Raw genomic sequence first — 22,342 nt, 5'->3', positions numbered from 1 at the left:
TTGCGCCGAGCTTTCGGAGGTTTGTCATGTGCTCAGAGGTGGATGACAGCCAGGTCCAGGCGGCCGTAGTCCCCTTCGTTGTGATCGTTTTTTGGCGGTACGTGATGGGTTTTCATCACCTGGTCGCCCTGCAGGGTTTCCAGGTGGATGTCGAACCCCCACAGTCGGTGCAGGTGCTTGAGGACTTCGTCGGTGGAGTCGCCCAACGGTTTGCGGTCGTGCTGTTGATGGCGCAGGGTCAGCGAGCGGTCGCCCCGCCTGTCGATGCTCCAGATCTGCACGTTAGGCTCGCGGTTGCCCAGGTTGTACTGGGCGGCGAGGGTTTCGCGGATGACCCGATAACCGCTTTCGTCATGAATGGCCGGTACCAGCAAGTCATCTTTCTGATCGTCATCCAGGATGCTGAACAGCTTGAGGTCGCGGATGACCTTGGGCGACAGGTACTGCAGGATGAAACTCTCGTCCTTGAAGCTGCTCATGGCGAACTTGATACTGGAAAGCCAGTCGGTCCCGGCCAGTTCCGGGAACCAGCGACGGTCCTCTTCGGTCGGTTCTTCGCAGATGCGCCGGATATCGCGGTACATGGCGAAGCCCAGGGTGTAGGGGTTGATGCCGTTGTAGTAAGGGCTGTCGAAGCCGGGCTGGAAGACCACGCTGGTGTGGGAGGCGAGGAATTCCATCATGAAGCCATCGGTCACCAGGCCTTCGTCATACAGGTCGTTCATCAGGGTGTAGTGCCAGAACGTTGCCCAGCCTTCGTTCATCACCTGGGTCTGGCGTTGCGGGTAGAAGTACTGGGCGATCTTGCGCACGATCCGCACGATTTCGCGCTGCCACGGCTCCAGCAGCGGCGCGTGTTTCTCGATGAAATACAGGATGTTTTCCTGAGGTTCGGCGGGGAAGCGTGCGTTGTCCTTGTCGCTGAACTTGTCGGTGCCTTTGGGAATGGTGCGCCACAGGTCGTTGATCTGTTTCTGCAGGTGTTCTTCCCGGTCCTTTTGCCGGCGCCGTTCTTCTTCCGCGGAAATCGGATAAGGGCGTTTGTAGCGGTCCACTCCGTAGTTCATCAGGGCATGGCAGGAGTCCAGCAGGTCTTCCACGGCATCGATGCCGTGGCGCTCTTCACACTGCATGATGTACTGCTTGGCGAACACCAGGTAATCGATGATCGAACTGGCATCCGTCCAGGTGCGGAACAGATAGTTGCCCTTGAAAAAGCTGTTATGGCCATAGCAGGCATGGGCCACCACCAGCGCCTGCATGCAGATGGTGTTTTCTTCCATCAGGTAGGCGATGCAGGGGTCCGAGTTGATCACGATTTCGTAGGCCAGCCCCATCTGGCCGCGGCTGTAGGACTTTTCGGTGCTGAGGAAGTGCTTGCCGTAGGACCAGTGGTGATAGCCCAGGGGCATGCCGACGGAAGCATAGGCATCCATCATCTGTTCGGCGGTGATCACTTCGATCTGGTTGGGATAGGTATCCAGGGCGTAGCGTGCCGCGATACGGCTGATTTCGCGGTCGTAGGCCTGGATCAGCTCGAACGTCCATTCCGAACCGGTGGAGATAGGCTGGCGTTTCTGCTCTCTGGCGGTCATGTCACTAACCTGCGCTGGAAGAGTTCACGGAAGACCGGATAGATATCTCCGGCCGAGACCAGTTGTTGCTGGGCGAAAGTATCGGAAAAGGCTTCGGCGATGCGTTCGTATTCGAACCACAAGGCCTGATGTTCGCGCGGGGTAATCTCCACGTAAGTGTAGTACTGCACGAACGGCATGATCTGGTTGATCAGGATGTCGCGGCAGATCGGCGAGTCGTCGTTCCAGTTGTCGCCGTCGGAAGCCTGGGCGGCATAGATGTTCCACTCGTTGCTCGGATAACGCTCGGCCATGATCTCCTGCATCAGTTTCAGCGCGCTGGAGACGATGGTGCCGCCGGTTTCCCGGGAGTAGAAGAACTCCTCCTCGTCCACTTCACGTGCACTGGTGTGGTGGCGGATGAACACCACGTCGATCTTGTCGTAGTTGCGCTTGAGAAACAGGTACAGAAGGATGAAGAAGCGCTTGGCGATGTCCTTGGTTGCCTGGGTCATGGAGCCGGAAACGTCCATCAGGCAGAACATCACGGCCTTGGAGCTGGGGTTGGGCTGTTTGATCAGCAGGTTGTACTTGAGGTCGAAGGTGTCGAGGAACGGCACCCGATGAATACGGGCGCTGAGACGCTCGATTTCCGCTTCCATTTCCTGAATATCGCCGAAGTTGTCCGGTTCTTCGCGTTTCAGGCGTTCAAGTTCCTCTTTGACTTCGCGCAGTTTTGCCCGGCTGCTGCCGGACAGGGCGATGCGCCGGGCGTGGGCCGAGCGCAGGGTTCGAATGATATTGATGCGAGAAGGATTGCCTTCGTTGCTGATCCCTGCCCGGACGGTCTTGAAAGTGTCGGTCCCGGTCAGGTTGCGTTTGACCAGGTTTGGCAGTTCCAGGTCCTCGAACATGAACTCGAGGAATTCCTCCTGGGTGATCTGGAAAACGAACTCGTCCATGCCTTCGCCGGAGTTGCCGGCCTTGCCCCGGCCGCCTCCGCCACCCCCGCCTTGAGGGCGTGCGATGTGCTCGCCGGCCGTGAACTCCTTGTTTCCCGGGTGCACCACGGTCTGTTTGCCGCCGCGCCCATGATGGAGCACCGGTTCATCGATATCCCGGCCTGGGATGCTGATTTGTTCGCCATGCTCCATGTCAGTGATGGAACGGCGGCTGACCGCCTCTTCGACGGCCTTCTTGATGTGGTCACGATAGCGCCGCAGAAACCGCTGGCGGTTTACCGTGCTCTTGTTCTTGCCATTGAGACGTCGGTCGATCACATAACTCATGACTGCTCCTTAGAAGCGGTCTTGAAGCTCGCAAGCGGCCCGGGCGGGGAGAGGGGGCGGTAAGGTGTCTTGCCGCCGGTACTCTGCCCGAGCCTCGCTGCGAACGTTCAAACGCGCTTCCTGAAGCCTGTGTAGCAGAAAATGCTGAGACAGGCTCCTGGCTAACGACAACCGGTGCAACCGGAGGGTTACTGCGATTTTCTGACCCGCAGATACCACTCGGACAGCAGTCGTACCTGTTTGTCGGTATAGCCGCGCTCGACCATTCGGGTAACGAAGTCGTTGTGTTTCTGTTGATCCTCTTTGCTGGCCTTGGCATTGAAGCTGATGACCGGGAGCAGGTCCTCGGTGTTGGAGAACATTTTCTTCTCGATGACCACCCGCAGTTTTTCGTAACTGAGCCAGGTCGGGTTCTTGCCGTTGTTGTTGGCTCTGGCCCGCAGTACGAAATTGACGATCTCGTTGCGGAAGTCCTTCGGATTGCTGATGCCGGCCGGTTTCTCGATTTTCTCCAGTTCTTCGTTGAGCGCGACCCGATTGAGGATCTCGCCGGTTTCCGGATCGCGGTATTCCTGATCCTGAATCCAGAAATCCGCATACAGCACATAACGGTCGAAGATGTTCTGGCCGTATTCGCTATAGGACTCCAGGTACGCGGTCTGGATTTCCTTGCCGATGAACTCGATATAGCGCGGAGCCAGGTATTCCTTCAGGAAGCGCAGGTAACGCTCGCGGGTTTCCGCCTGGAATTGCTCCTGTTCGATCTGTTGTTCGAGCACGTAGAGCAGGTGCACCGGGTTGGCCGCGATCTCGTGGGGATCGAAGTTGAAGACTTTCGACAGGATCTTGAAGGCGAAGCGGGTCGACAGACCATTCATGCCTTCATCCACGCCGGCGGCGTCGCGGTACTCCTGGATCGACTTGGCTTTTGGATCGGTGTCCTTGAGGTTCTCGCCGTCGTAGACGCGCATTTTCGAGTAGATGTTCGAGTTCTCCGGCTCTTTGAGGCGCGAGAGCACGGTGAACTGAGCGAGCATTTTCAGGGTGTCGGGAGCGCAATGCGCCCTGGACAGGGAGCTGTTGAACAGCAGCTTGTCGTAGATTTTGACTTCGTCGCTGACCCGCAGGCAGTACGGGACCTTGACGATATAGATCCGGTCGATGAAGGCTTCGTTGTTCTTGTTGTTGCGGAAGGTGTGCCATTCCGATTCGTTGGAGTGGGCCAGCAGGATGCCGGTGAAGGGGATCGCGCCCAGACCCTCGGTACTGTTGTAGTTGCCTTCCTGGGTGGCCGTCAGCAATGGGTGCAGCACCTTGATCGGTGCCTTGAACATTTCGACGAACTCCATCAGGCCCTGGTTGGCCCGGCACAGTGCGCCCGAGTAGCTGTAGGCATCGGCGTCGTTCTGCGGGAATTCTTCCAGCTTGCGAATATCGACCTTGCCCACCAGTGCGGAAATGTCCTGGTTGTTCTCGTCCCCCGGTTCGGTCTTGGCGACGGCGATCTGGTTGAGGATCGAGGGGTAGAGCTTGACCACCCGGAACTGGCTGATGTCGCCACCGAACTCGGACAGGCGCTTGGTGGCCCAGGGCGACATGATGGTGTTCAGGTAGCGCCGTGGAATGCCGAAGTCTTCTTCGAGGATCGCGCCATCTTCCGTGGCGTTGAACAACCCAAGAGGCGACTCGAATACCGGGGAGCCCTTGATGGCGTAGAAGGGCACCTTCTCGATCAGTTGTTTGAGTTTCTCGGCCAGGGATGATTTACCGCCACCGACAGGGCCGAGGAGGTAGAGGATCTGTTTCTTCTCTTCCAGGCCCTGAGCGGCATGGCGGAAATAGGAGACGATCTGGTCGATGCATTCTTCCATTCCATGGAAGTCTTCAAAGGCCGGATAGCGACGGATCACTTTGTTGGAGAAGATCCGTGACAGTCTCGAATTGGTCGACGTGTCCAGCAGCTCCGGTTCGCCGATAGCCAGAAGCAGGCGCTCAGCGGCCGACGCGTAGGCGCTGCGGTCCTTTTTGCAGAGCTCCAGGTACTCCTGTAGCGAGAACTCTTCCTGGCGTGTGGATTCGAAGCGTTGTTGGAAGTGGCTAAAAATACTCATGACGTCACCTCGCTCGATACGTGGAGCCGACGCCGGATCAGTCAGTCAAGTGCTGGCATGCAGCCGGGAGTCCGGCCGATGTTTACCCCCCAGAACACTTTCAAAGCTATCGACCTTGAAAGCTAGTACCGATGACCCGCACGCCGGTGTACCGGCTCTCCCCTGATTGGATGGCCTGAGGCTAAGGATAGTTCGGAATCGGGGAGGTAAAGGTGGAATACACAATTTGTTCAAGTGACCGTTCGTCGGTCGTGGCTCCAGCCCGCGAATGACGCGGGCTGGAGCGCAGAAAAATTATTCGGCGCCGCCCTGGGCAATTTCCGCAGGGTAGGTGGTCCGCCACAGTTCGAAGCCACCGTCCAGGCTGTAGACGTCGGAAAAGCCCTGGCTGATCAGGTAGGCCGCCGCGCTCTGGCTGGAGTTGCCGTGATAGCAGACGACCACCAGTGGGGCGTCGAGATCGGCATTGCGGATGAAGTCGGAGATGGAGTGGTTGTCCAGATGCAGTGAACCGCTGATGTGGTTCAAGGCAAAGGTCTGCGGATCGCGGATGTCGACCACCACGGCGCCTTGCTCGCGCAGTGCCTGGGCCTGTTCTGGGGGGATGCGTTTGAATTCGCTCATGGCGGGCTCCTGGGCCTGGTGGCAAGCGCCGTCTAGCGCTTGGCGATGATTGGCATGGGTTCAGGGGAAGGTTGATTGGCCTGGGGTTTGATGTGGCCGTGGGCGTCGCATTCACACTCGAGGCGTTGGCCGGTGTCGACGTTCAGCAAGGTCAGGGCGCCGCCCCAGACGCAGCCGGTGTCGAGGGCGAATACGCCGGGCTCGTTGCAGTTGCCTTCGAGGGCGGCCCAGTGACCGAAGATGATTTTCACGTCCCGGGTCTTGCGTTCCTTGTGCTCGAACCAGGGGGCGTAACCTGGCGGGGCGGTGTCCGGCCCTTCTTTGCCCTTGAGGTCGAGCTTGCCATCGCTGGTGCAGAAACGCATGCGGGTGAAATAGTTGGTGATCACCCGCAGGCGGGTCACGCCTTTGAGCTCGCCGTCCCATTTTGTTGGATCGTTGCCGTACATACCGTCCAGATAGGGCTCGAAGCGGTTGTCGTCACGCAGCGTCTCTTCGACTTCGGTGGCGCACTTGATGGCCTTTTTCAGCGACCACTGTGGCGGTATCCCCGCGTGTACCAGGGCAACGTTGCGCTGTTCGTCATAGTGCATCAGCTTTTGCTGGCGCAGCCACTGGAGCAGCTCCTCGCAATCCGGCGCGTTGAGGATCTCGTTCAGGGTGTCGGCTTTCTTCAGGCGCTCGATGTTGCGCCAGACGGCCAGCAGGTGCAGGTCGTGATTGCCCAGTACGCACACCAGGGAATCGCGCATGGCATAAAGAAAGCGCAGGGTTTCCAGGGACTGTGGGCCGCGGTTGACCAGGTCGCCGACCAGCCACAGGCGATCCTTGGCCGGGTCGAAAGAGACCTTTTCAAGCAGACACTGCAAAGGCCCCAGGCAGCCTTGCAGGTCGCCGACGGCGTAAGTCGTCATCAGTGCAGGGCTCCGGGCACGGCCAGGCGGAAGGGGGCGATGATGGCGTCGAAGTGTTTGCCGTCTTCGGCGAGCATCTGATAGCTGCCCTGCATGTTGCCGACGCGTGTGGTCATGACCGTGCCACTGCTGTAGGTGTGGCTTTTGCCCACGGCGATCAGCGGCTGCTGGCCGACAACGCCGGCACCGCGAACTTCCTCGACGTGCCCGTCGCCATCGGTGATCACCCAGTGCCGGGAGAGTAGTTTGGCGGGCAGCAGGCCGTTGTTCTGTACGGTGATGGTGTAGGCGAAGGCAAAGCGGTTCTGCTCGGGTTGCGACTGTTCCGGGAGAAAGCGGGTGACGACGCTGACGTCGATCTGATAGCGAGGATCGGACATGCAAGGGGCCTTAAAACGAAGCGGGACGCGGGACAAAGCTGATGGAGGTCAGTCTAGGCCAAGTATCGGGTAGTAAACCAGACATGGAGCCTGGCGTCTTACCCGATAACGCTGGTGGCGTGTCAGCTGGCGCTGGCGGTGCCTGCGGCTTGTTCGCTGAGCTTGTCGGCCAGGCGAACGAAGGCTGCCAGGTCCAGTTGCTCCGGACGCAGGCTGCCATCGACGCCGGCGGCTTCGATCTCGGCGCTGGAGAGCAGGGCCTTGAGGGTGTTGCGCAGGGTCTTGCGGCGCTGGTTGAAGGCTTCGCGGACGATGCGCTCCAGCAGGCGATGATCCTTGGCCGGATGCGGCAGTACCGCATGGGGCACCAGGCGGACGATCGCCGAGTCGACTTTCGGTGGCGGATTGAATGCGCCAGGGCCGACGTTGAACAGATGCTCCACGCGGCAGTGATACTGGACCATGATCGACAGACGGCCCCAGTCACCACCGCCCGGGCCCGCGGCGAGGCGCTCGACCACTTCTTTCTGCAGCATGAAGTGCATGTCGCGGATCAGCCCGGCGTTCTGCAACAGATGAAAGATCAGCGGGGTGGAGATGTTGTAGGGCAGGTTGCCGACCACACGCAGGCTGCCGGGTGCGGCATTCAGGCTGTTGAAGTCGAACTTCAGGGCGTCGCCCTGGTGCAGGCTGAAATTGTCCCGGCCAGCAAACTGCTGGTTGAGGATCGGCACCAGGTCCTTGTCCAGCTCGACCACATCCAGTTGGGCGCCGCTGTTGAGCAGGCCCTCGGTCAGGGCGCCCTGGCCCGGGCCGATTTCCAGCATGCGGTCGCCGGACTTGGCATTGATGGAGCGCAGGATGCGGTCGATCACGCCGGCGTCATGCAGGAAGTTCTGGCCGAAGCGCTTGCGCGCCCGGTGCTGGTATTGCTCGGTCATAAACGGGTCTCGGCCATCTGGTAGGCGGTTTCCAGGGCGACTTTCAGGCTGCCGGTATCGATCTTGCCGCTGCCGGCCAGATCCAGGGCGGTGCCGTGGTCGACCGAGGTGCGGATGATCGGCAGGCCCAGCGTCACGTTGACCGCGGCGCCGAAACCTTTGTATTTCAGCACGGGCAGCCCCTGGTCATGGTACATCGCCAGCACTGCGTCGCAGTGCTCCAGATATTTGGGGGTAAACAGAGTGTCGGCGGGCAGGGGACCGCGCAGGTCCATGCCTTCGTTGCGCAGACGCTCCAGGGTGGGTTCGATGATATCGATTTCTTCATGGCCCAGATGTCCGCCTTCGCCGGCATGCGGGTTGAGCCCGCAGACCAGGATGCGTGGCTGGGCGATGCCGAACTTGTTGCGCAGGTCGGCATGCAGAATGCGTGTAACCCGCTCCAGACGTTCAGGGGTAATGGCGTCAGCGATGTCCCGCAGGGGCAGGTGAGTGGTCACCAGTGCCACGCGCAGGCCATGGGTGGCCAGCATCATTACCACTTGTTCGGTATGCGTCAGGTCGGCGAGAAACTCGGTATGGCCGGAAAAAGCGATGCCGGATTCGTTGATCACACCCTTGTGCACCGGGGCGGTAATCATGCCGTCGAAATGCCCGTCCAGGCAGCCTTGGCCGGCCCGGGTCAGGGTTTTCAGGACGAATGCGGCGTTGGCCTTGTCCAGCTGACCAGCGACGACCTTGGCCGACAGCGGAGTATCCCAGACATAGAGGCTACCGGCGGCGGCCGGCTGGTTAGGCCAATTGTCAGGGCCGACCGCAATCAGGCTAACGGCCACACCCAGTTGCGCGGCCCGCTCGGTAAGCAGGTCGCGGCTGGTGATGGCGATCAGGGGATGTGGCTGTTGTTGCGAGGCGAGCAGCAGGCACAGGTCAGGACCTATACCGGCTGGCTCGCCGGGGGTGAGCGCGAAACGCTTGGGTTTCACTGGGCCGCCTGGTCAGCGCCAGGAAGCTTGATCTCGACGTAGGCTTCGTCGCGAATCTGGCGCAGCCAGGTTTGCAGCTCTTCGTCGTATTTGCGATTGCGCAGCACAGTCATCGCTTGCTGTTCGCGAGCCTGGGAGGTGCTGTCGGTGGCGCGGCGGCCAAGGACTTCCAGTACGTGCCAGCCATAGGGGCTCTGGAACGGCTTGGACAGCTGACCTTGTGGGGTCTTGGCCATCACGTCGCGGAACTCGGGCACCAGGGCGTTAGGGTCGATCCAGCTGAGGTCGCCACCGTTGAGGGCGGAGCCCGGATCTTCCGAGTAGCTTTTCGCCAGTTCGGCAAAGTCTTCGCCGGCTTCGATGCGCTCGTAGAGCTTTTGGGCCAGGCGTTTGGTTTCTTCTTCGCTGCGGATTTCGCTTGGCTTGATCAGGATGTGACGGACATGCACTTCGTCACGCACCTGATTGCCGCCGCCACGTTTTTCCAGCAGCTTCAAAATGATGAAACCGCCTGGGGTGCGGGCTGGCTGGGTGATATCACCTACCGCCATGGCGCTCAGTTCACGGTCGAACGGAGGGGGCAGTTGAGCGGCTTTACGCCAGCCCATGTCACCGCCTTCCAGGGCGTTGTCGCTGCCCGAGCGGGCGATGGCCAACTGGGCAAAGTCAGCGCCTTGCTTGAGCTGCTGATAGATGTCCATGGCCTGGCGCGCGGCGCTCTGAATCGCTTCGGAGTTGGCGCTTTCCGGGGTTGGAATCAGGATATTGGCCAGGTGCAGCTCTTCGGACAGTTGCATCTTGCCCAGGTCGGAGGCGAGGAAGTTCTTCACTTCCTGCTCGGAGACCTGAATGCGTTCGGCAACACGGCGCTGACGCACGCGGCTGATGATCATCTCGCGGCGAATCTGCTCACGGGCGTCCTGATAAGACAGGCCATCACGAGCCAGGGCGGCACGGAACTGATCGGGCGTCATGTTGTTGCGTTGGGCGATGGTGCCGACGGCCTGGTTCAGCTCTTCATCGGTAATGCGGATGCCGGAACGCTCGCCGATCTGCAGTTGCAGGTTTTCGACGATCAGGCGTTCCAGTACCTGCTGGTTCAGGACCTCGGCGGGAGGCATGCCGCCGCCGCGCTTGGCGATGGTTTGCTGAACTTCGTGAACCCGTTGGTCCAGCTGGCTCTGCATGACCACGTCGTTATCGACGATGGCCACCACTTTGTCGATGGGTTGTACCGCGGCGCTCGCCGCGGTACCCAGGAACAACGCGCCCAGCATCAGCGGGCGCAGACAATCAGAAAGCTTGGTCTTCACGTTCACGGTAACCTTGAATGCCTTTGTCGAGGAAGCTCTCTACTTTGGAGCCGGTGAGGCCGCCAAGTCCCTTCAGAACAATTTGGAGGAAGATGCCATGGTCGCCTTTCTCGTTCTGTGGGGCGTCTTGACTGAATTCGTCATACTTGACCCAGTAACGGTTGATCAGGCGCAGTTTCCAGCAGCAGTTGTCGTATTCGAAACCACCGAAGGCATCGAGGGTACGGTTGCGGTTGTAGTCGTACTGCCAGCGGCTGATCAGGTTCCATTGCGGCACGATCGGCCAGATCACCGAGAAGTCGTGCTGCTTGATCTTGTAGTAGTCCTTCACGTAGCCAGGTTGCCCTGGAGTGCCATAGTCGCCACCACCCACAGACCATTTGCCCGTGGACTGGTCGTAACGAACCAGGTCGTTGCGATAACGATAACCGGCGTTGATGACCTTGTTCGGGTTGTCTTCCGGTTGGTAGTGGAACATCGCGCTGCCGGAACGAGGGCTACGGGTATCCGGATCCCAGTTGTAGTCGGCAGTGGTGCGCCAGTCGCGGTTCCAACGGTACTCGTATTCCAGCGCATAAGGAGAAACATTGGAGTGTGCGTCGTCGCGGGTTTTTGCATCGATACCTGGCAACTGGACTTCGCGGTCCTTGAAGTACAAGGCTTGGCCGACGCTGATGCGTTGGCGTTCGAAGCCGTTTTCTTCGATCCAGCGGTTGGTGATGCCGAGAGACAGTTTGTTCTCGTCGCCTACACGGTCGGAGCCGGAAAAGCGGTTATCACGGAACAGCGACGAGTAGTTGAAAGTGCTTTCGCCGGTGTCGAATACCGGAATGTCGCTCTGGTCTTTCTCCGGTACATAGAGATAGTAGAGGCGTGGTTCCAGGGTCTGGCGATAGTTTTTGCCGAACCATTGAGTGTTGCGGTCGAAGTACAGGCCGCTATCGACGCTGACGATTGGTACGCCACGGTTCTGATTGCTGCTGTAAGTGCCGTTCAGGCGATCGCCTTCTGGGCCCTGTCCTGCGATATCACGTTTACCTTGGCCATCAAGGTCCAGGTCGTACTGAGTGTACTGATACTTGAGCGTTGGTTTCAGGAAACCATATGTCCAGTTCAGGGGGAGGCTCACGGACGGTGCAAGATTGAGGCGGTTACCGTTGGCACGAGCTAGACCGAAAATGTTGGTGTCGAGGCGCTTGGATTCCCCACCGTTCTCATCAGTGTAGGTGCCTGTTTTAAGGTCGCGTTCAAATCGAACGATCTCGGTTTCGTAGCTGAAGTCCAGCCCGCCTGGATGTTGCGGCAAGAAACCATTCAAGGTGATTTGCGGCAAACGATTGTATGGCGTGACGTTGGAAACCGTGGCCAGCTCATAAGCCTGGGCATTGAGCCGCGCGGTATAGGTATCGCCGCGGTAGGTCACTGCACCCTGCTGGTTGATGTAATCACGGCTTTCCACACCGATCTGGTCGCTCTGCAGATCCTGGAAGTAGTACGGATCGCTGATCTTGGTGTAGTCGACCTGGGTCATTACCCGCGAATCGAGCCCGCCCTTGTGCTGCCAGTTGTACATATAGCGGGTTTTTTCGTAGTCCGACTGCAGCTTGCGGTCATCATTTTCGTCGTTGAGGTACGCCGCGCCGAACTGACCTTCGCTGGACTTGGTCAGGTAGCGGAATTCGCCTTCCATCAACAGGCCACGCTTGCTCATGTAGCGCGGGTACAACGTGGCGTCGTAGTTCGGCGCCAGGTTGAAGTAGTACGGGGTAACCAGCATGAAGCCGGTATCGCTGCCGCTGCCGATGGTCGGCGGCAGGAAGCCGGACTGGCGACGGTCGTCGATCGGGAAATAGATGTACGGCGTGTACAGGACCGGAATGTCCTTGACGCGCAACGTCACGTTGGTCGCGGTGCCGAAGCCGGTCGCCGGGTTCAGGGTGATGTTGTTGCCCTTGAGCTGCCAGGCGTTGCTGCTCGGTTCGCACGTGGTGTACGTACCGTCCTTGAGGCGGATGATCGCGTTCTCGGCCCGCTTGGCGTACAGCGCGTTACCGCGGATGCGTGATTTGTGCATCACGTATTCGGCGTTGTCGACCTTGGCCTCGCCGGTGTCCAGCTGCACGTCGGCGTGATCGCCAACCATAAGGGTGCCGTTGTCGCGCAGGCGGACGTTGCCACTCAGCTCGCCACGGTTCTCGGCCTGGTACAGGTTGGCCTCGTCGGCCTCGACCTGCATGCTGCCCTGGCGCATGACCACGTCGCCGGCCAGGGTAGCGATCTGCTGCTCCTGCTGGTAACGCGAAGCCTTGGCGCCGATAAAGGTCGGGGCGTCACTTTTATTCGTCTTGTCATTCATGCCAGGACGAATCGGTTCGATATAAGCACCAGCGCAGTAAGGACCGGTCTCGGCCAATTGGGCGGCCGTGAGCTTCTCGCGCGGAACCCAGTCGAGGTGACTGTAGTCTTCGCTGCGGGACTTCAGGCCGCGGCCCTTGGACTCGGTAACCAGCATCGGCTTGGCGCCGGTGTCTTCGCTGGTTTCGCCGCCTTCGGCCGATGTAGCGGTGCTCGAACTGACCGCACTCGCGTCGTGCACGGGGCGCGGAGGCAGTTGAGCGGCGCTGGTTTTCGGCGCGCAGTCCCAGCCGCCCGAAGCAGAGACTGAGCAGTCATACTGTTCTGCGGCGACCACGAACGAAGTGGCTAGGGGTTGCAGGGCCAGCAGACTGCCAGTAACCAACAACGGAAATTTTTTACGAAACGCGGGGGATTTCAATGCCATCTTATTAGTCCGGGCTTCCTGCGTGCCATCTGCCCGCGGTGTGGGCCGCACGCCTCTCGATGGTCTGAAAAAGATGCTGGATAATAAAGCATGACCCGCTTGACGGCTAGCGCCGTCGGAGACCCTTGCAATGCCTGACCAAGATGTACGCTTGCAACACCTGAAAGTTTGGCTCGATGAGCAGTTGTCGATTGTTTATGCCTCCAACGGTTGGGGCCCCGTGCCCCCGGCCACATTGACCGCGGCCAGCAGCGACGCGAGTTTCCGGCGGTATTTCCGCTGGGAAGGCGAAGGCCGCAGCTTTGTCGTGATGGATGCTCCACCGCCCCAGGAAAACTGCAAACCCTTCGTGGATATCGCCCATCTGTTGGCAAAATCCGCAACCAATGTGCCGAAAATTTATGCAGAAGATTTGCCGCGCGGCTTTCTTTTGCTTAATGACCTGGGCAACAAGACCTATCTGGACGTGATCGACGGCGAAAATGCCGACGCCCTGTTCAAGGATGCGCTGCAAACCTTGCTGGCTTTCCAGCAGTTGCCGATGGATGCGCCGTTGCCCAGTTATGACGTGGCTTTGCTGCGCCGAGAGCTGGAACTGTTCCCCGAGTGGTACGTGGGGCGCGAGCTGGGTGTCGAGCTGAATGAGCGCCAGCGCGGCCAATGGCAGCGGGTCAGCGAGCTGTTGATCGAAAGCGCCCTGGCCCAGCCCAAGGTGCTGGTGCATCGTGACTATATGCCGCGCAACCTGATGCTCAGCGAGCCCAATCCGGGCGTGCTGGATTTCCAGGACGCGGTCTACGGCCCGGTGACCTATGACGTCACCTGCCTGTTCAAGGATGCCTTTCTCAGCTGGCCGGAAGCGCGGGTGCGCGGCTGGCTGGAAGATTACTGGCAGCAAGCGTCCCGGCTGGGGATCGCGGTACAGCCCGATTTCGAGGATTTCCTGCGCGCCAGCGATCTGATGGGCGTACAGCGCCATCTCAAGGTGATCGGGATCTTCGCGCGGATCTGCCACCGCGACGGCAAGCCCCGCTACTTGGGCGATGTGCCGCGTTTCTTCGCTTATATAGAAGCCGTCCTGGCTCGTCGGCCGGAGCTGGCGGAGCTGGGCGAACTCTTAGCCAGTCTGCGGCAACCGGTCGGAGCCTGTGTATGAAGGCAATGATTCTGGCCGCGGGCAAGGGCGAACGGATGCGCCCCTTGACCCTGACCACGCCCAAGCCATTGATCCGCGCCGCCGGTGTGCCGCTGATCGAGTACCACCTGCGGGCACTGGCCCGGGCGGGCTTTACCGAGATCGTCATCAACCACGCCTGGCTGGGGCAGCAGATCGAGGATCATCTGGGCGATGGCTCGCGTTTTGGCTTGAGCATCCGCTATTCGCCGGAAGGCGAGCCGTTGGAAACCGGTGGCGGTATTTTCCGCGCCTTGCCGTTGCTGGGAGACGAGCCTTTTGTGGTAGTCAACGGCGATGTCTGGACCGATTACGATTTTCGCCTGCTGAACCGCCCGCTGGGCGCGATGGCGCACTTGGTGCTGGTGGATAACCCGGCGCACCACACCGCTGGGGACTTCATCCTCAGCGATGATGCCCGGGTGCGGGACGCCGAGCCGGGTTCGCAGACCCTGACCTACAGTGGTATTGCGGTGTTGCATCCGGATCTGTTCCAGGGCTGCACACCGGGTGCATTCAAACTGGCTCCCTTGCTGCGCACGGCCATGGCCGATGGACAGGTCAGCGGCGAGCGTTTGCAGGGACACTGGGTCGATGTCGGGACCCATGAGCGTCTGGCGGAAGTCGAAACCTTGTTAGAAGCGAGTCACTAATATGTTGTGGCCAGGGACTCTGATCGGAGCCGGGGCTGGCTTTGCCATAGCCAGTATCCCGGGGGCCATGCTGGGAGCGTTGCTGGGACAGGCGCTGGACCGGCGCCTGCAACTGCATAGCTGGGCCCAGTTGCGTGAGCGGCTGGGCGGTCGACCGGCGCTGCGCAACGATGAACTGTTGTTCGTACTCTTGGGGCGGTTGGCGAAAAGCGATGGCCGGGTGGTCGACGGGCATATCCAGCAGGCGCGCCTGGAAATGCGCTCGCTGGATATGAGCGAAGCCGCGCAGCGCCGCGCCATTGCCGCGTTCAATCGGGGCAAGTCGGGTAACGATCGGCTGCGGGGCTACCTGCGACGCCTGGCGGAGCAGCCTTATGCCGCCGAGGGTGTATTGCGCGCGTGCTGGCGGATGGTCTGGGCTGATGGCCGGGCCAGCACCGCCGAGCGCGAGCTGATCCAGCTCTGGGGCAAGTGGCTGGGCTGGACCTCGCAGCAGGTGCAGGCATTGGCCGCGGACTATGAGCCGAGCAAAAAACCTTTGGCCAATAGCAGTGGCACCTATCAGGAAGCGTTGCGCCTGCTGGGTGTCTCCGCAACCAGCGAACCTTCGCAGATCAAGCGTGCCTATCGGCGTCTGCTCAGCCGCCATCACCCGGACAAGATTGCCGGCAGCGGCGCAAGCCCGTTGCAGGTGCGTGAAGCCACGGAGAAAACCCGCGAGCTGCACAGTGCTTATGCACTGATTCGTGAGCGTCGGGATTTTCGCTAGCTAGAGGGAAATGCCCCCACGGCTGTCCCGCACCCTGTCAAAAACAGGGGCGGGGCTGCGCGTGACAGGGTCAGTCTTGTGCGGGTTGCGGGCTCAGCCAGCCGCGTACGCGTCTGAACAGCTGCTCGTTTTCCGCCGTGCTGTTGCCCGGCAGGGCGTTGAGCGAGACCTGGGTGAAGTTGGCGCTCTTCAGGCGTTTGCTCGCCTGCAGGCGTTCCAGGGCGCTCTTGCGCTCCTGCGCGTTGTCTTTATAGAAAAAGTCGGCGGTCGCCAGCTTCAGGGTCGGGGTCAGTTCCGCCAGTCCGGGTTTGCCGATGGACGGGGTCTGGGCGGCCACCAGTACCAGCTTTTGAATCTCCGGCGGTTGTTTTTCGCTCAGGTAGCGCGTGGCCCAGTAGGCGCCACTGCCATGACCCAGCAACACAATGCTGCGGGCGTTCTGCTGTTGGGCGTAGGTCACCGCGGCGTCGATGCGGGCAAAGATCCGCTCGGCGTCGGCCTTGGCCTGTTCTTCGCTGCTCTCTACCACCGCGCGATCGGCAATCTCGGCTTCGCCGCCGGCGGCCTGTTCGATCGGTTTGGGTGCTGCCGTGGCGGCATCTTTGCTGCTAGTGTCGGCGGTCGCGGGCGCAGGTTCGGCTTCGACGATGCGCGGTTGCGCCGCATCGCTCTGCAGGTCGGGCAAGGTCAGGCTGAGGCTGCTCCAGTCGGCATCCGGCAATCTGTTGCGCAAAGGACCGATTGCCTGGGGCCAGTCTGCGGTTTCGCCTGCGCCGGGGATGATAATCACCGCGCCCTTGGGGTCGCTGGTGTTGGCCGGCTTCCACAGGGCCAGAAAGCTCTCGCTGCCGGCTTGCAGTGACTGTTGTTCGCCGGTTGGCACGACGCGTTCGAGGGCCGCGGCATCTTCCTGACTACGCTCAAGGAGCGGCTGGCGTTCGGCCGGTTTTTCCGCGGCAGCCTGTTCTGCCGGGGCGGGTTGCGGATCGGCCGCCTCGACCGAAAAGGCACAAGGCAGGATCAGCGACAGGCACAATGCGGGCAGTGCCGAGCGGTGGACAAGGGGCATCGGTTATTCCAGGCCAGAAGTAATCCCGGCAGCCTAATGGGTTGGTCAGTATTTGTCAGTGTGTGAGATTTCAGATGATGCGTTTTCGCTGCCTGCTGGTTATCGGCTGTATCTGCCTTCCCTTGATGGCCTGGGCGGTGCCTGCGCCGCATATCGCCCAGGCGCAGTGGAACCCTGCGCAGCAGCAGTGGCTGGAGCGGCACCGGGAATTGCGGGTCGGCGTGGTGCTCCAGGCTCCCTACGCCCAGTACGACCGGCGGCTGCAACGCTTGTCCGGCGCCAATATCGAACTGATGCAGTGGTTGGCCCAGGCGATGAAGGTCGAGCTGAGCTGGCGCAACTTTGCCGATCAGGCGCAGCTGGAAGCAGCGGTGCGCGCCGGTGAAGTCGACATGGCCCCGGGCCTGAGCCAGACTCCGGCCGGCCTGCGGCTCTGGCAGTTTTCCGATCCTTATATGCGCGTGCCGCAACTGGTGGTCGGCGAGCAGAAGGGCGCCGGCGCGGTGGAGCTGGAGAAGCTCGATAGCCAGACCCGCGTGGCGGTGCGCATGCCCAGCGCGGTGGCGGACTACCTGCGCGCGACCTATTCCAATCTCAATCTGCAGGGCGTGCCCCTGGAGCGCCAGGCCCTGCAATTGCTGCTCAGCCAGCAGGCGCGTTATGCGGTGATCGATGAGGCACAGCTCAGTCGTTTGTCGGCGGAACCGGAGTTCGCCGGCCTGGCGGTGGTGGGCGATATCGGCCTGCCGCAACTGCTGCGGGTGGCTACCCGGCGCGACTGGCCCGAGCTTGCGGATATCGTGCAACGCGCCTTGCACGGTATCGCCGCCAAGGACCTGGAACAGCTGCACAATCGTTGGCTGCAGCCCAAGTATCCGCGGCTGAGCGAGTCCCGCGGCTTCTGGCAGAACCTCAGCCTGCTGCTGGCCGTGCTGCTGTTGGCGAGTATCGCCATCGTTGTCTGGCAGCGCCGCCAGCAACAGGCGCTCGAGCAGCGGCTGCTGACCACCCGCGAGGACCTGGCCCGGCGCGAGGCCAGTGAGGAAGCCTTGCGCCTGACCCAGTTTTCCATCGACCAGAGCACGGTGGGCATTCTCTGGGTCAACTGGGACAGTCATGTGCGCTACGCCAACCGCGCGGCTGAAAGCATGCTGGGTTATGCCCCGGGGGCGGTGGTCGACCGACCCTTGAGCGACTTCGAACCCAACCTGCACATGGACCGCTGGCTTGGCCTGTGGAAGCGCGCCCGGGCCAGCGAGGACGCGCCGCCCAGCTTCGAGACCCAGTGTGTCCGCGCCGACGGCAGCATCCTGCCGGCCGATGTGTCGCTGAGCTTTCTGCGCTTTCGCGATGGCGAGTACCTGGTGGTTTACCTCAATGACGTCACCGAGCGCCGTCGCGCCCTGGCCGCCCTGCAGGAAAGCGAAGCACGGTTGCAAGGGATAGCCGCCAACGTGCCGGGGCTGGTGTTCCGCCTGGAGCGGGCGCCGGTGACCGGGCAGATCGATTTCGCCTACATCAGCGAAGGCAGCGAGAGCCTGGTGGGCTACTCCCCGGCGACCCTCAGCCGCCGCGACATAGGGCTGCGCAGCCTGGTGCACCCGGAGGACCGGGCCAGCTATCACCAGACCCAGGACCGTGCCCTGGACACCGATAGCGACTGGTCCTGGCAGGGGCGGATCCTGACCCGGCAGGGCGAACAGCGCTGGGCGGAAATCAAGGCCATCACCCGCCAACTCGAGGACGGCGCCTATGTCTGGGACGGCATCGTCTGGGACATCAGCGAAAGCAAGCGCATCGAACTGGAGTTGGCCAGTTCCCGGGAGCAACTGCGCGAGCTGTCGGCGCACCTGGAAAGCGTGCGCGAAGAGGAAAAGGCCCGCATCGCCCGGGAAGTGCACGATGAGTTGGGACAGATGCTCACCGTGCTCAAACTGGAGACCTCGATGTGCGAACTGGCCTACGCGCAACTCGATCCGGGGCTGCACGAGCGCCTGAATAGCATGAAACGCCTGATCGCCCAGCTGTTCCAGCTGGTGCGGGATGTGGCCACGGCCTTGCGCCCGCCGATTCTCGATGCCGGGATCGCCTCGGCCATCGAGTGGCAGGCGCGGCGTTTCGAGGCGCGCACGCAGATTCCTTGTCTGGTGCAGGTGCCGGACAATCTGCCGGTGCTCAGCGACGCCAAGGCCATCGGTCTGTTCCGCATCCTCCAGGAGGCGTTGACCAACGTGATGCGCCATGCACAGGCGCATACTGTTGAACTGACCCTGAGTCTCGAGCACGACCAGCTGTGCATGACCATCAGCGACGACGGCCAGGGTTTTGTGGTAGAGGCCGGGCGGCCGACGTCCTTCGGGCTGGTGGGCATGCGCGAGCGGGTACTGATCATGGGCGGCAGCCTGACCCTGGACAGTCAGCTGGGCGAGGGCACCACCTTGAGCGTTACTGTGCCGCTGGACCTGTAGGCGCGGGTGTGTTCGCGATGACGTATGTGTCGTCTGTCATGCTGCTATCGCGAGCAAGCTCGCTCCTACAGAGATCATCACTAATAAGAAGAGGTATGAGCTGTGATCCGTGTACTGGTAGCCGAAGACCACACCATCGTTCGCGAAGGCATCAAGCAGTTGATCGGCCTGGCCAAGGACCTGACGGTGGCGGGGGAGGCGAGCAATGGCGAGCAGTTGCTGGAAACCCTGCGCCATGTGCCTTGCGAGGTGGTGCTGCTGGATATTTCCATGCCTGGCGTCAACGGCCTGGAGGCGATCCCGCGGATCCGCGCGCTGAACAATCCGCCAGCGATCCTGGTGCTGTCGATGCACGACGAAGCGCAGATGGCGGCCCGGGCGCTGAAGGTGGGGGCGGCCGGTTATGCCACCAAGGACAGCGACCCCGCACTGCTGCTGACGGCGATCCGCAAGGTTGCGGCGGGCGGGCGTTATATCGACCCGGAACTGGCCGACCGGATGGTCTTCGAAGTCGGCCTGACGGATACCCGGCCCCTGCACTCCCTGCTGTCGGAGCGTGAGTTTTCCGTGTTCGAGCGGCTGGCCCAGGGCGCCAACGTCAACGACATCGCCCAGCAGTTGGCCTTGAGCAGCAAGACCATCAGCACCCACAAGGCGCGGTTGATGCAGAAGCTCAACATCACTTCCCTGGCCGAGCTGGTGAAGTACGCGATGGAGCACAAGCTGCTCTGAGTGCACCTGTAGTCGCTGCCGCAGGCTGCGATCGGCGGCGTAGCTGTCGCAAAACCTGGCACTGCGGATTCTCAGTTCAATCGTGTTGCCTGAATCACGAGTGCTTCGCCCTCGATCGCAGCCTGCGGCAGCGGCTACACGTACCCATTTGCGACATGGAAACCGGCTTATGGCCATGATCCTCGTCAGGCTTGTGCCGGGACTTGTCCAATCGCGCCATCCTTGTAGGGCAATCCCTACAAGGAACCTTCCATCCGGCTGAGGCCAATCTCTCATACCCCCCGATTTGCGCGGCTTGCGGCCTCCACTAGGCTTAGTCCACAGCCGTCAAAAAACAAAAGGTGTGGGTATGAGCGAGGTCGATTCAAGCGCTGGGGCGAGTGATGTACTGGTCAGTTTCCGTGGTGTGCAAAAAAGCTACGACGGCGAAAACCTGATCGTCAAAGACCTCAACCTGGAAATTCGCAAAGGCGAGTTCCTTACCCTGCTCGGGCCATCCGGCTCCGGCAAGACCACCAGCCTGATGATGCTGGCCGGCTTCGAAACCCCGACCACGGGCGAGATCCAGCTGGCCGGGCGCGCAATCAACAACGTGCCGCCGCACAAGCGCGACATCGGCATGGTGTTCCAGAACTATGCGTTGTTCCCGCACATGACCGTGGCCGAGAACCTGGCGTTCCCGCTGTCGGTGCGTGGCTTGAGCAAGACCGATATCAGCGAGCGGGTCAAACGCGTGCTGAGCATGGTCCAGCTCGAGTCATTCGCCCAGCGTTATCCGGCGCAACTGTCCGGTGGCCAGCAGCAGCGGGTGGCGCTGGCCCGGGCGCTGGTGTTCGAGCCACAGCTGGTGCTGATGGACGAACCCCTCGGCGCACTGGACAAACAGCTGCGCGAACACATGCAGATGGAAATCAAGCACCTGCACCAGCGCCTCGGCGTGACCGTGGTCTATGTGACCCACGACCAGGGCGAAGCCCTGACCATGTCCGACCGGGTGGCGGTGTTCCACCAGGGCGAAATCCAGCAGATCGCCCCGCCACGGACCCTTTACGAAGAGCCGAAGAACACCTTCGTCGCCAACTTCATCGGCGAGAACAATCGTCTCAACGGCCGCCTGCACAGCCACAGCGGTGACCGCTGCGTGGTCGAGCTGGGGCGTGGCGAGAAGGTCGAGGCGCTGGCGGTCAACGTCGGCAAGACCGGCGAGCCGGTGACTCTGTCGATTCGTCCGGAGCGCGTGAGCCTCAACGGCTCCAGTGAAAGTTGTGTCAACCGCTTCTCAGGGAGGGTGGCGGAATTCATCTATCTGGGCGACCACGTCCGGGTTCGCCTGGAAGTCTGTGGCAAGACCGACTTCTTCGTGAAACAGCCGATTGCCGAGCTCGATCCGGAGCTGGCGGTGGGCGATGTGGTTCCGCTTGGCTGGCAGGTCGAGCACGTTCGCGCGCTCGACCCACTTCTAGAGGCGCATTGATCGCCCCCTTGCTTCACCAACCCTGCACGTGGAGAGAACAATAAATGTTGAGATCCCTGAAATTCACCGCTTTGACATTGGGCCTGATGGGCGCGGCGCACGCGATGGCGGCGGGCCCGGACCTGACCGTGGTGTCCTTTGGCGGAGCGAACAAGGCGGCCCAGGTCAAAGCCTTCTACGCCCCCTGGGAGGCAGCAGGTAACGGCAAGATCGTCGCTGGCGAATACAACGGTGAGATGGCCAAGGTCAAAGCCATGGTCGACACCAAGAGCGTGTCCTGGGACCTGGTGGAAGTCGAGTCGCCGGAGCTGTCCCGCGGTTGCGACGAAGACATGTTCGAGCAACTCGATCCCGAGCTGTTCGGCAAGACCGAAGATTACGTCAAGGGCGCGATCCAGCCTTGCGGCGTGGGTTTCTTCGTCTGGTCGACCGTCCTGGCCTATAACGCCGACAAGCTGAAGACCGCGCCGACCAGCTGGGCGGATTTCTGGGATACCAAGAAATTTCCGGGCAAGCGCGGCCTGCGCAAGGGCGCCAAGTACACCCTGGAATTCGCCCTGATGGCCGACGGCGTGGCGCCCAAGGATGTGTACAAGGTGCTGGCCGGCAAGGACGGTCAGGATCGTGCCTTCAAGAAGCTCGATGAGCTCAAGCCAAGCATTCAGTGGTGGGAAGCCGGCGCCCAGCCGCCGCAGTACCTGGCTTCCGGTGACGTGGTCATGAGCTCGGCCTACAACGGCCGGATCGCCGCGGTACAGAAGGAAAGCAACCTGAAGGTCGTGTGGAACGGCGGTATCTACGACTTCGACGCCTGGGCCATTCCGAAGGGCCTGGACAAGACCCGCGCCGAAGCGGCGAAGAAGTTCATCGCGTTCTCGGTGCAGCCGCAGCAGCAGAAGACCTACTCGGAAAACATCGCCTACGGTCCGGCCAACACCCAGGCCGTCCCGCTGCTGGCCAAGGACATCCTGAAAGACATGCCGACCACCCCGGAAAACATCGCCAACCAGGTGCAGATCGACGTCAGCTTCTGGGCTGACAACGGTGAGCAACTGGAGCAGCGCTTCAACGCATGGGCCGCGAAGTAAA

18 protein-coding genes are annotated in these 22,342 nt (G+C 61.2%); 7 read left to right on the top strand and 11 right to left on the bottom strand.

The window, feature by feature from the left end:
• Positions 1-32 precede the first annotated feature (32 nt).
• From ACTJKT_RS19120 to ACTJKT_RS19075, 10 genes are all read right to left on the bottom strand, one after another.
• On the bottom strand, positions 33-1,595 hold the full coding sequence (locus ACTJKT_RS19120; protein ID WP_440788169.1) for a SpoVR family protein: 1,563 nt from the start codon (positions 1,593-1,595) through the stop codon (positions 33-35).
• Complete coding sequence (locus ACTJKT_RS19115; protein ID WP_025807356.1) at positions 1,592-2,863, bottom strand: YeaH/YhbH family protein; 1,272 nt, start codon at positions 2,861-2,863, stop codon at positions 1,592-1,594. Before ACTJKT_RS19115 ends, ACTJKT_RS19120 begins: the two co-directional genes overlap by 4 nt.
• A gap of 188 nt (positions 2,864-3,051) precedes the next feature.
• Positions 3,052-4,974, bottom strand: coding sequence for a PrkA family serine protein kinase (locus ACTJKT_RS19110; protein ID WP_025807357.1), 1,923 nt, complete (start codon positions 4,972-4,974; stop codon positions 3,052-3,054).
• Positions 4,975-5,268: 294 nt separating this feature from the next.
• Entirely contained in the window at positions 5,269-5,598 is a 330-nt protein-coding gene (glpE, locus tag ACTJKT_RS19105) for a thiosulfate sulfurtransferase GlpE (protein WP_053270076.1), read from the bottom strand.
• A 32-nt stretch (positions 5,599-5,630) separates the two neighbouring features.
• Complete coding sequence (locus ACTJKT_RS19100) at positions 5,631-6,512, bottom strand: symmetrical bis(5'-nucleosyl)-tetraphosphatase (RefSeq protein WP_440788168.1); 882 nt, start codon at positions 6,510-6,512, stop codon at positions 5,631-5,633.
• Positions 6,512-6,892 carry a Co2+/Mg2+ efflux protein ApaG gene (apaG, locus tag ACTJKT_RS19095; RefSeq protein WP_025807359.1) on the bottom strand — a complete coding sequence of 127 codons (381 nt, stop codon included), beginning with the start codon at positions 6,890-6,892 and terminating at the stop codon, positions 6,512-6,514. Before apaG ends, ACTJKT_RS19100 begins: the two co-directional genes overlap by 1 nt.
• A gap of 122 nt (positions 6,893-7,014) precedes the next feature.
• Positions 7,015-7,833, bottom strand: a complete 819-nt coding sequence (gene rsmA / locus ACTJKT_RS19090) for a 16S rRNA (adenine(1518)-N(6)/adenine(1519)-N(6))-dimethyltransferase RsmA (protein WP_053270074.1) — start codon at positions 7,831-7,833, stop codon at positions 7,015-7,017.
• On the bottom strand, positions 7,830-8,819 hold the full coding sequence (gene pdxA / locus ACTJKT_RS19085; protein ID WP_440788167.1) for a 4-hydroxythreonine-4-phosphate dehydrogenase PdxA: 990 nt from the start codon (positions 8,817-8,819) through the stop codon (positions 7,830-7,832). Before pdxA ends, rsmA begins: the two co-directional genes overlap by 4 nt.
• Complete coding sequence (gene surA, locus ACTJKT_RS19080; RefSeq protein ID WP_036998109.1) at positions 8,816-10,132, bottom strand: peptidylprolyl isomerase SurA; 1,317 nt, start codon at positions 10,130-10,132, stop codon at positions 8,816-8,818. Before surA ends, pdxA begins: the two co-directional genes overlap by 4 nt.
• Entirely contained in the window at positions 10,113-12,914 is a 2,802-nt protein-coding gene (locus tag ACTJKT_RS19075; RefSeq protein ID WP_440788166.1) for an LPS-assembly protein LptD, read from the bottom strand. Before ACTJKT_RS19075 ends, surA begins: the two co-directional genes overlap by 20 nt.
• A gap of 130 nt (positions 12,915-13,044) precedes the next feature.
• On the opposite strand from ACTJKT_RS19075, the gene ACTJKT_RS19070 reads away from it, so the two are divergent.
• From ACTJKT_RS19070 to ACTJKT_RS19060, 3 genes are read left to right on the top strand one after another with little or no spacing between them, the layout of a single operon-like run.
• Positions 13,045-14,070, top strand: a complete 1,026-nt coding sequence (locus tag ACTJKT_RS19070; RefSeq protein WP_007926143.1) for an aminoglycoside phosphotransferase family protein — start codon at positions 13,045-13,047, stop codon at positions 14,068-14,070.
• The gene (gene murU / locus ACTJKT_RS19065) at positions 14,067-14,741 is read left to right on the top strand and encodes an N-acetylmuramate alpha-1-phosphate uridylyltransferase MurU (RefSeq protein ID WP_440788165.1); all 675 of its coding nucleotides are present in this window, start codon (positions 14,067-14,069) and stop codon (positions 14,739-14,741) included. The genes ACTJKT_RS19070 and murU overlap by 4 nt, the downstream gene beginning before the upstream one ends.
• A gap of 1 nt (position 14,742) precedes the next feature.
• Positions 14,743-15,510, top strand: a complete 768-nt coding sequence (locus ACTJKT_RS19060) for a TerB family tellurite resistance protein (RefSeq protein ID WP_025807366.1) — start codon at positions 14,743-14,745, stop codon at positions 15,508-15,510.
• Between the two features lie 70 nt (positions 15,511-15,580).
• Here ACTJKT_RS19060 and ACTJKT_RS19055 read toward each other — a convergent pair whose 3' ends face one another.
• Complete coding sequence (locus ACTJKT_RS19055) at positions 15,581-16,579, bottom strand: alpha/beta hydrolase family protein (RefSeq protein WP_440788164.1); 999 nt, start codon at positions 16,577-16,579, stop codon at positions 15,581-15,583.
• A 74-nt stretch (positions 16,580-16,653) separates the two neighbouring features.
• Here ACTJKT_RS19055 and ACTJKT_RS19050 point away from each other — a divergent pair, with 74 nt between their 5' ends.
• The 4 genes from ACTJKT_RS19050 to ACTJKT_RS19035 all read left to right on the top strand — a co-directional run bounded on the left by ACTJKT_RS19050 (position 16,654) and on the right by ACTJKT_RS19035 (position 22,341).
• Positions 16,654-19,047: a PAS domain-containing sensor histidine kinase gene (locus ACTJKT_RS19050; RefSeq protein ID WP_440788163.1), complete on the top strand. Its 2,394-nt coding sequence runs from the start codon at positions 16,654-16,656 to the stop codon at positions 19,045-19,047.
• A gap of 102 nt (positions 19,048-19,149) precedes the next feature.
• A complete protein-coding gene (locus tag ACTJKT_RS19045) occupies positions 19,150-19,779 on the top strand; it encodes a response regulator (protein WP_025807370.1) in 630 nt (209 codons plus the stop codon).
• Between the two features lie 349 nt (positions 19,780-20,128).
• Complete coding sequence (locus ACTJKT_RS19040; RefSeq protein WP_440788162.1) at positions 20,129-21,253, top strand: ABC transporter ATP-binding protein; 1,125 nt, start codon at positions 20,129-20,131, stop codon at positions 21,251-21,253.
• A gap of 44 nt (positions 21,254-21,297) precedes the next feature.
• Entirely contained in the window at positions 21,298-22,341 is a 1,044-nt protein-coding gene (locus ACTJKT_RS19035) for an ABC transporter substrate-binding protein (protein WP_440788161.1), read from the top strand.
• The last annotated feature ends 1 nt before the right edge of the window (position 22,342 follow it).

Source organism: Pseudomonas sp. 22526, from assembly GCF_052044735.1.
Taxonomy (GTDB): domain Bacteria; phylum Pseudomonadota; class Gammaproteobacteria; order Pseudomonadales; family Pseudomonadaceae; genus Aquipseudomonas; species Aquipseudomonas piscium.
The sequence above is the reverse complement of the archived record's forward strand: the minus strand, read 5'-3'. Positions and strand labels throughout refer to the sequence as shown.